Below are 7823 nucleotides of genomic sequence, written 5' to 3'. Positions count from 1 at the left end.
CCGCCGGCCTGTCCACCGGCCGGGCGGTCACCCGGGGTGCGCTTTCGATGGCATTCGCGGGCGATGAGGGCCGGGGCGCGACCTCGGGCCGGGATTCGGACGGCGGGGCCTGCGCGGCGATCTGATGGGCCGGCGGCATCCGCTCGTCCATCGCCCGCATCAGCAGGAAGCCGACGGCGACGGCGACGACGACTGCCCAGCCGGCGACGATCGCCCGGCGGACGAGCCGATGGCCCAGCAGGCCGCCACGGCGCCGACTGCTGCCCTTCCGCCGGCCCGCTGGCCGCTTTGCCTTGCCCCTGGTGCTCGCCATTGCCTTCGATTCGCTGAATTGATGCATTGATAGGGCCACGATTGGCGCCGGTCGACAATGCCGTGGGGCAGTCAGACGCTTGCGGCCCTTGACGAGGACGACGGCAGGCGGTTGGATCGCGCTTCCCGCCGCGATGGTTGCGGCGGCCGTATCTATGCTGGACAGGCCCGATGATTGCGCTGATCGACAACTACGACAGCTTTACCTACAACCTCTACCACTTTCTGGGCGAGCTGGGGGCGAAGGTCGAGGTCTGGCGCAACGACGCGATCACCGTCGACGAGCTGGAGGCCCAGAAGCCCCGCGCCATCGTGCTCTCGCCCGGGCCCTGCGACCCGGATCGCGCGGGCATCTGCCTCGACGTCGTGCGTCGCCTCGGCCACAAGATCCCGATTCTCGGCGTCTGCCTCGGCCATCAGACCATCGGCCAGGCCTATGGCGGCACCGTCGAGCGCGCGCCGCAGCCGCTGCACGGCAAGGTCAGCCCGATTCATCACCGCAACAAGTCGGTGTTCCAGGGCCTGCCCACGCCCTTCAAGGCGACCCGCTATCACAGCCTGATCGTCGCCCGCGAGAACATGCCGGAAGAACTCGACGTGACGGCCGAGACCGAGGATGGCCTCGCCATGGGCATCGCCCACCGGGTGCATCCGGTGCACGGCGTGCAGTTCCACCCGGAGAGCATCGCCAGCGAACACGGCATGGTGCTGCTGGAGAATTTCCTCAGCCTCGCCCACGCCCTGCCCGGCAATCAGCGCCGGATGCGGGCGCCGACGACGACCGCCTTCAAGTCGATCCTGGCCGAAGTCGCGACCGGCGCCCCGCTGCCCCGCCAGAAGGCCCGCGATGCCTTCGACCTGATGATGTCGGGCGATGCCAGCAACGCCCAGATCGGCGCCTTCCTGATGGCGTTGCGAATCCGGGGCGAGACGGTGGACGAACTCGCCGCCGGGGTCGAGACCATGCGCGCCAAGATGCTGAAGGTCGAGGCGCCCGCGGGCGCGATCGACGTCTGCGGCACGGGCGGCGACGGCGCCGGCACCTGGAACATCTCGAGCGCGACCAGCTTCGTCCTCGCCGGCCTCGGCGTTCCCGTCGCCAAGCACGGCAACCGCGCGCTCTCCTCCCGCTCCGGCTCGGCCGAGGTGCTGGCGGGGCTCGGCGTGAAGCTGGATCTCGATCCCGCGCATATCTCCCGCTGCATCGCCCGGGCCGGCATCGGCTTCATGTTCGCGCCCAACCACCACAGCGCCATGCGCTTCGTCGGCCCGGTGCGGACCGAACTCGGCACCCGCACCCTGTTCAACCTGCTGGGGCCGCTGTCCAATCCCGCCGGGGTGAAGCGTCAGTTGCTCGGCGTGTTCTCGCCCGCCTGGGTGCGGCCGATCGCCGAGGTGCTGAAGGTCGTCGGCACCGAGAAGGCCTGGGTCGTCCACGGCAGCGACGGCCTCGACGAGATCACCACCACGGGGCCGACCCATGTCGCCGAACTCGGCACCGACGGGACGATCCGCGAATTCGAGATCACGCCCGAGGAAGCGGGCCTGCCCCGTGTCGATGCCTCCGAACTGAAGGGCGGCGATCCGCAGGCGAATACTTTCGCCATGCGGGCGCTGTTCGACGGCGTGAAGAATGCCTATCGCGATGTCGTCTGCCTCAATGTCGCGGCCGGCCTGATGGTCGCCGACAAGGTGGCGAGCCTGAAGGAGGGCGTCGTGCTGGCGCAGGGTTGCATCGACGACGGCCGGGCGAAGAAAGCGGTCGAAACCCTGGTCAAGGTCTCGAACAAGCCATGAGCGACACTCTCGCCCGTATCTGCACCTACAAGCGCGAGGAAGTGGCGGCCGCAAGGGCCAAGACCTCCCTCGCCGATCTGGAGGCCCGCGCCCGCGCGGCCAGCGCGCCCCGGGGTTTCGCCCGCGCGCTGACCGCCGCCCATCAGGACAAGCGTTTCGCGCTGATCGCCGAAGTGAAGAAGGCCAGCCCGTCCAAGGGCCTGATCCGGGCCGACTTCGATCCGGCCAGCCTCGCCCGCGCCTATGAGGCGGGCGGCGCCACCTGCCTCTCGGTGCTGACCGACACGCCGTCCTTCCAGGGCGAGCACGCATTCCTGACAGAGGCGCGGGAAGCGGTGTCCCTGCCCGCCCTGCGCAAGGATTTCATGGTCGATCTCTGGCAGGTGCCGGAAGCGCGGGCGCTGGGCGCCGACTGCATTCTGGTGATCATGGCCGCGCTCGACGACGGCCTGGCGCGCGAGCTTGTGGATGCCGCCCACGGCTGGGGCATGGACAGCCTGATCGAAGTGCACGATGGCGACGAGCTGGACCGGGCCCTGAAGCTGCCGTCCCGCCTGATCGGCATCAACAACCGCAACCTGAAGACCCTGCAGGTCGATCTCGCCACCGCCGAGACCCTGGCGCCCCGCGTGCCGCGCGACCGCATCTGCGTCGGCGAAAGCGGGCTGGAGAGCCATGCCGACCTGCGGCGTCTGGCGCGGGTCGGGGTCCAGACCTTCCTCGTCGGCGAATCCCTGATGCGCCAGCAGGATGTAACCGCCGCCACCCGCCGCCTGCTCGGCACCGAGGCGGCATGATGCGCGGCCTCCCCCTCACCCCGGCCCTCTCCCCGAAGGGGCGAGGGAGACACAAGCCCTCTCCTCCCCGGAGGAGAGGGTTGGGTGAGGAGGGGGGCGAACGCACCGCCCGCGCCATGATGGGCGACGCGGCGTGAGCGCGCTCTCGCATATCGACGAACAGGGCCGGGCCAGCATGGTCGATGTCTCGGCCAAGGCCGAGACTGCCCGCAGCGCCACCGCCCGGGGCCTCGTTTCCATGACGCCCGAGGTATTGGCCCTCGTCGCCGCCGGTGGCCTGCCCAAGGGCGATGTGCTGGCGACGGCGCGGATCGCCGGCATCATGGCGGCCAAGCGGGTCGACACGCTGATTCCGCTGTGCCACGGTCTGCCGGTATCCTTCGTCGGCATCGAATTCGAACTCGACGCCGGGGCCGGCACCATCGCGATCACCGCGACGGCGAAGACGACGGCGAAGACCGGTGTCGAGATGGAAGCCCTGACCGCCGCCAGCATCGCCGCCCTGACCATCTACGACATGGCCAAGGCCGCCGACAAAGGCATCGTCATTTCCGACATTCGCCTGCTGGCCAAGTCCGGCGGCAAATCCGGGGACTGGACCGCGCCATGATCCCGGTTGACGAGGCCCGCGCCCGTATCCTCGCGGCGCTTTCGCCCCTGCCGACGGAGACCGTTTCCCTTTCCGGTGCCCACGGCCGGGTGCTGGCGGCGCCGGTGACCGCGCGCCGCACCCAGCCGCCGGTGCCGATTTCGGCCATGGATGGCTGGGCCGTCCGGGCGGCGGATGTCGCGGGAATCCCGGTCGCGCTCGACATCATCGGCGAAGCCCCGGCCGGACAGGGCTTTCACGGCCGTGTCGACGTCGGTCAGGCGGTGCGCATCTTCACCGGCGCGCCCATTCCCGATGGCGCCAATGCCGTGGTCATCCAGGAAAATTCAAGCGTCTGCGACCGCCGGGTGACGCTGACGGCGAAGACCTGGCCCGGCCAGTTCATCCGCCCCCTCGGCCTAGACTTCTCGGCGGGCGAGGAATTGCTCCCCGCCGGTCGGACCCTCGGCTTTCGCGATATCGCCCTGCTGGCTGCGGCCGATGTCGCCGAGCTTTCTGTTGTCCGGCGGCCGCGCGTCGCCGTCCTCGCGACCGGCGACGAACTGGTGCCGCCCGGGGCGCATCGCGGCGCGGCGCAGATCGTCGATGCCGCGAGGCCGGCCGTGATCGCCTTCATCCGCGAGAGAGGCGGCATCGCCCTCGACCTCGGCATCGCCCGGGACCGGGAGGACGATATCCTCGAAAAGGCGTCGGGCGCCCTCGATGCCGATCTTCTGGTCACCCTGGGCGGCGCTTCGGTCGGCGATCATGATCTGGTCGCCCGGGTACTCGCCGGGGGCGGCGCCGATCTCGATTTCTGGAAGATCGCCATGCGCCCGGGCAAGCCCCTGATGTTCGGCCGCTTCGGCGTGACGCCCCTGCTCGGCCTGCCGGGCAATCCGGTGTCGGCGCTTGTCTGCGCCCTGCTCTTCCTCGGCCCGGCGATCGATCGCCTGTCCGGACGGCCGCCCCGGGAAGCCGTCACCGTGCCGATGCGCCTTGCCACGGCGATCGGGGCAAACGATCGCCGACAGGATTATATCCGTGCCACCGTCGAGCCGGCGACGGACGGTTTTCCCCTGGCCCGGCCGGCGCCGGTGCAGGATTCCTCGCAACTGCGCGCATTCGCCGGTGCGCAGGCCCTGATCGTCCGCCCGCCCCTTGCTCCCGCCGTCGACGCCGGGGGCATCGTCGATGCCCTTCTGCTCGACCTGTAACGAAGGCTGATCATGCGTACCGAGCTCTATCCCGAGATCGATCCCGTACTGTCGGGCTTCCTCGACACCGGCGACGGCCATTCGCTCTATTGGGAGGTCTCGGGCAATGTTCGGGGCCTGCCGGTCGTCTTCGTCCACGGCGGGCCGGGGGCTGGCGCCAAGCCGGTACACCGCCGTTTCTTCGATCCCGAGACCTATTGCATCGTCGTCTTCGACCAGCGCGGCGCCGGCCGCTCCAAGCCGCTGGGGGCGACCGAAGGCAACACGACGCGGAATCTCGTCGCCGACATGGAACACCTGCGCGAGCACCTGCGCATCGACCGCTGGATCGTCTTCGGCGGCAGCTGGGGCTCGACCCTCGGCCTTGCCTATGCCGAAAGCCATCCCGAACGGGTGATCGGTCTCATCCTGCGCGGCATCTTCCTGTGCCGGCCCAGCGAGATCCAGTGGTTCCTCTATGGCATGAGGGAGGTCTTCCCCGAAAACTGGCGCGCCTTCGCCGGTTTCCTGCCGGAAGCGGAGCGCGGCGACCTTCTCAATAACTACCATCGCCGGCTGATCGATCCCGATCCCGCGATCCACATGCCCGCCGCCCGCAGCTGGAGCACCTATGAAGGCTCCTGCTCCACCCTGCTGCCCAGCCCGGCCGTGGTGCAGGGCTTCGCGGATGACGTGACCGCCCTCGGCCTGGCCCGCATCGAGGCGCATTACTTCGTGAACGACAGCTTCCTCCGCCCCAACCAGCTGATCGAGGATGTCGGCCGGATCCGCCATGTTCCGACGGTGATCGTACAGGGCCGTTACGACATGGTCTGCCCGATCCGCTCGGCCGACGATCTGCACCAGGCCTGGCCCGAGGCGACCTATCAGATCGTGCCCGACGCCGGCCACAATGCCTTCGAGCCGGGCGTCCGCGCCGCCCTCGTCGCCGCCGGGGAGAAATTCAAGAAACTGTCGGCTTGACGGGCGCCGGGAACCAAAATAGAACATCTGCGGTGTTCTTTTTATGTTCCCATGACGATTCCAGAGGGGGGGCGAAGACGTGCTGACCAAGAAGCAATATGAATTGCTCGTCTTTATCGACGCCCGTCTGCGGGAAAAGGGTGTCTCTCCGTCCTTCGACGAGATGAAGGATGCGCTGAACCTGAAATCGAAATCGGGTGTCCACCGCCTGATCACGGCGCTGGAGGAGCGGGGCTTCATCCGCCGTCTGGCGCACCGCGCCCGCGCCCTCGAAGTGCTGCGCCTGCCCGATCCGATCAAGGCGCCGCGCGCGCCGCGCATCGCGACCTCCGAGGGCAAGGTGATCACCGGCACCTTCACCACGCCCCTGCCCGCCGCCCGCACCGACGAGAGCCTGGCCGCCGTTTCCCTGCCGCTGCACGGCAAGATCGCCGCCGGCACCCCGATCGAAGCCCTGTCGGACAATTCCCGCAGCGTGACCGTGCCCGCCTCCATGCTGGGCCGGGGCGAGCATTATGCCCTCGAGGTGCAGGGCGATTCGATGATCGAGGCCGGCATCAACGATGGCGACATCGTCATCATCCGTCAGACCGATACGGCGGAGAGCGGCACCATCGTCGTCGCCCTGATCGACGATGCCGAGGCGACTCTGAAGCGCCTGCGCCGCAAGGGCAATGCGATCGCGCTCGAACCCGCCAACGCGGCCTATGAAACCCGGATCTTCGGGCCGGACCGGGTGAAGGTCCAGGGCCGGCTGGTCGGCCTGTTCCGCCGCTATCACTGATCCGGCCGGTAGCCCGGGGTCCAGGGCCGCCGGCCCCGTCCCGCTTCCGCCGTCTCCAGACGGCCATCTGCCGTCAGCACGAGAACGCCGCTGCCGGACAGCCGGGTCCGGGTGATGATCGTGGTCGGCGCCGGGCAATCGATGGCCGTTTCCCGCAGCAGAATGACGACCGCCGTGCATTCGGGCACGGCCGCGGCCCTGTCCGAAACCACCGTCACCTGATCCCCGCCCTCGAGGGTCAGGCTGCAGATCCCCTTGCGGCAGGCTTCGCGGGCGGCCAGCACCTCGGGCTCGGGCAAGCCAAGACGTTCCGCCCATTGCTCGACCACGAAGCGGGGACTGGCCGGCGGCAGGGCCAGCAAACGGCCGCCGACCGGCGCCGCCACCGCCCGCCCCTCGCCATGGATCAGCAGGCGGGGCGAGGCGCCGACGCCCGCCAGCCAGACCACGCAGCCGGCGGCCAGCAGCGGCAAGCCGGACAGACGAAAGCCGCCTCGCCATAAACAGAGGCACAGTCCGCCCAGCACGAAAAGCAGGAGCGCGCCCTGCCCCATGGCGGGCACGGCCAAGGCCGCGCCGGGCAAAGGCTCGATCGCCAGGGCCAGATCGTCGACCAGCCGGATGCCGAAACCAAGGACCGCCAGAGCCGGCGCTTCAAGACCAAAGGGGGCGAGCGCGGCCGTCGCCACCGCGGCGGGCATGATGACGAAGCCGGTCAAGGGAATGGCCAGGAGATTGGCGACAAGGCCATAGATCGACAGACGGCCGAAATGGGCGATGGCGAAGGGCGCGGTCGCGAGCGTGGCGATGACGCTGGAAACGAGAATTCCCCCAAGGGCGAGCCATCCCCGGCGAAACCAGCCGCCGCCCGCGCGCCAGGCCGCGATCCGGGGACGCGCCGCTTCGTAAACCGCGACCAGGGCCGTCACCGATGCGAAGGACATGCCGAAGCCGGGCGCGGACAGGCTCTCCGGCTCGATCAGCAGGATGATGGCGGCGGCGATGGCGACGAGCCGAAGCGTGATCGCCAGCCGGTCGACGAGAACGGCGACAAGGACGATCGCCGTCATGATGAAGGAACGCTGGGCCGGCACATCCATCCCGGCGACCACCATATAGGCGCCCGCGCTGAGGATCGCTGCCGCCGCCGCCCATTTCTTCACCGGCAGGCGCAGCGACAGGGGCGCGATGGACGCCAGCAGAAAGCGCAGCGCGAACAGGACGATGCCGGCGGCAAGACCGATATGGAGGCCGGATATCGACAGGATGTGCGAGATGCCGGCGGCCCGCCAGCGCTCCTCCACCGCCTCGGGCACGGCGCCGCGCAGACCCAGCATCAGGGCGGCGGCGATGCCGCCCTCGGG

At 69.3% G+C, this 7823-nt stretch carries 8 protein-coding genes; 6 read left to right on the top strand and 2 right to left on the bottom strand.

Annotation, left to right across the window (positions count from 1 at the left end; all coding sequences use genetic code 11):
- On the bottom strand, positions 1 to 313 hold a 313-nt coding region (locus WAZ62_RS04925), incomplete at its 3' end, for a hypothetical protein (protein ID WP_422642406.1).
- 170 nt (positions 314 to 483) lie between these two features.
- Between WAZ62_RS04925 and WAZ62_RS04920 the strand changes: the two genes are divergently transcribed.
- The 6 genes from WAZ62_RS04920 to lexA all read left to right on the top strand — a co-directional run bounded on the left by WAZ62_RS04920 (position 484) and on the right by lexA (position 6459).
- Positions 484 to 2109, top strand: coding sequence for a bifunctional anthranilate synthase component II/anthranilate phosphoribosyltransferase (locus WAZ62_RS04920; protein WP_422642405.1), 1626 nt, complete (start codon positions 484 to 486; stop codon positions 2107 to 2109).
- A complete protein-coding gene (gene trpC / locus WAZ62_RS04915; protein ID WP_422642404.1) occupies positions 2106 to 2906 on the top strand; it encodes an indole-3-glycerol phosphate synthase TrpC in 801 nt (266 codons plus the stop codon). Before WAZ62_RS04920 ends, trpC begins: the two co-directional genes overlap by 4 nt.
- Positions 2907 to 3039: 133 nt before the next feature.
- Entirely contained in the window at positions 3040 to 3516 is a 477-nt protein-coding gene (gene moaC / locus WAZ62_RS04910) for a cyclic pyranopterin monophosphate synthase MoaC (protein WP_422642403.1), read from the top strand.
- Positions 3513 to 4712: a gephyrin-like molybdotransferase Glp gene (gene glp / locus WAZ62_RS04905; RefSeq protein WP_422642402.1), complete on the top strand. Its 1200-nt coding sequence runs from the start codon at positions 3513 to 3515 to the stop codon at positions 4710 to 4712. The genes moaC and glp overlap by 4 nt, the downstream gene beginning before the upstream one ends.
- A 12-nt stretch (positions 4713 to 4724) precedes the next feature.
- The gene (gene pip / locus WAZ62_RS04900) at positions 4725 to 5675 is read left to right on the top strand and encodes a prolyl aminopeptidase (protein WP_422642401.1); all 951 of its coding nucleotides are present in this window, start codon (positions 4725 to 4727) and stop codon (positions 5673 to 5675) included.
- 79 nt (positions 5676 to 5754) lie between these two features.
- Positions 5755 to 6459 (top strand): transcriptional repressor LexA, encoded by a 705-nt coding sequence (gene lexA, locus WAZ62_RS04895; RefSeq protein WP_422642400.1) that lies wholly within the window; start codon positions 5755 to 5757, stop codon positions 6457 to 6459.
- Here lexA and WAZ62_RS04890 read toward each other — a convergent pair.
- A partial coding sequence (locus WAZ62_RS04890) for a ComEC/Rec2 family competence protein (protein WP_422642399.1) occupies positions 6453 to 7823 on the bottom strand: 1371 nt, incomplete at its 5' end. The genes lexA and WAZ62_RS04890 overlap by 7 nt on opposite strands.

The sequence above is a fragment of the Zavarzinia sp. genome, assembly GCF_049306435.1.
Classification (GTDB): Bacteria; Pseudomonadota; Alphaproteobacteria; order Zavarziniales; family Zavarziniaceae; genus Zavarzinia.
This window is presented reverse-complemented; position numbering and strand designations above follow the sequence as displayed.

Bases quoted from the DNA above. Each gene is read 5' to 3' on its own strand.
- WAZ62_RS04920 (WP_422642405.1), top strand. From the start codon at position 484: ATGATTGCGCTGATCGACAACTACGACAGCTTTACCTACAACCTCTAC.
- trpC (WP_422642404.1), top strand. From the start codon at position 2,106: ATGAGCGACACTCTCGCCCGTATCTGCACCTACAAGCGCGAGGAAGTG.
- glp (WP_422642402.1), top strand. From the start codon at position 3,513: ATGATCCCGGTTGACGAGGCCCGCGCCCGTATCCTCGCGGCGCTTTCG.
- pip (WP_422642401.1), top strand. From the start codon at position 4,725: ATGCGTACCGAGCTCTATCCCGAGATCGATCCCGTACTGTCGGGCTTC.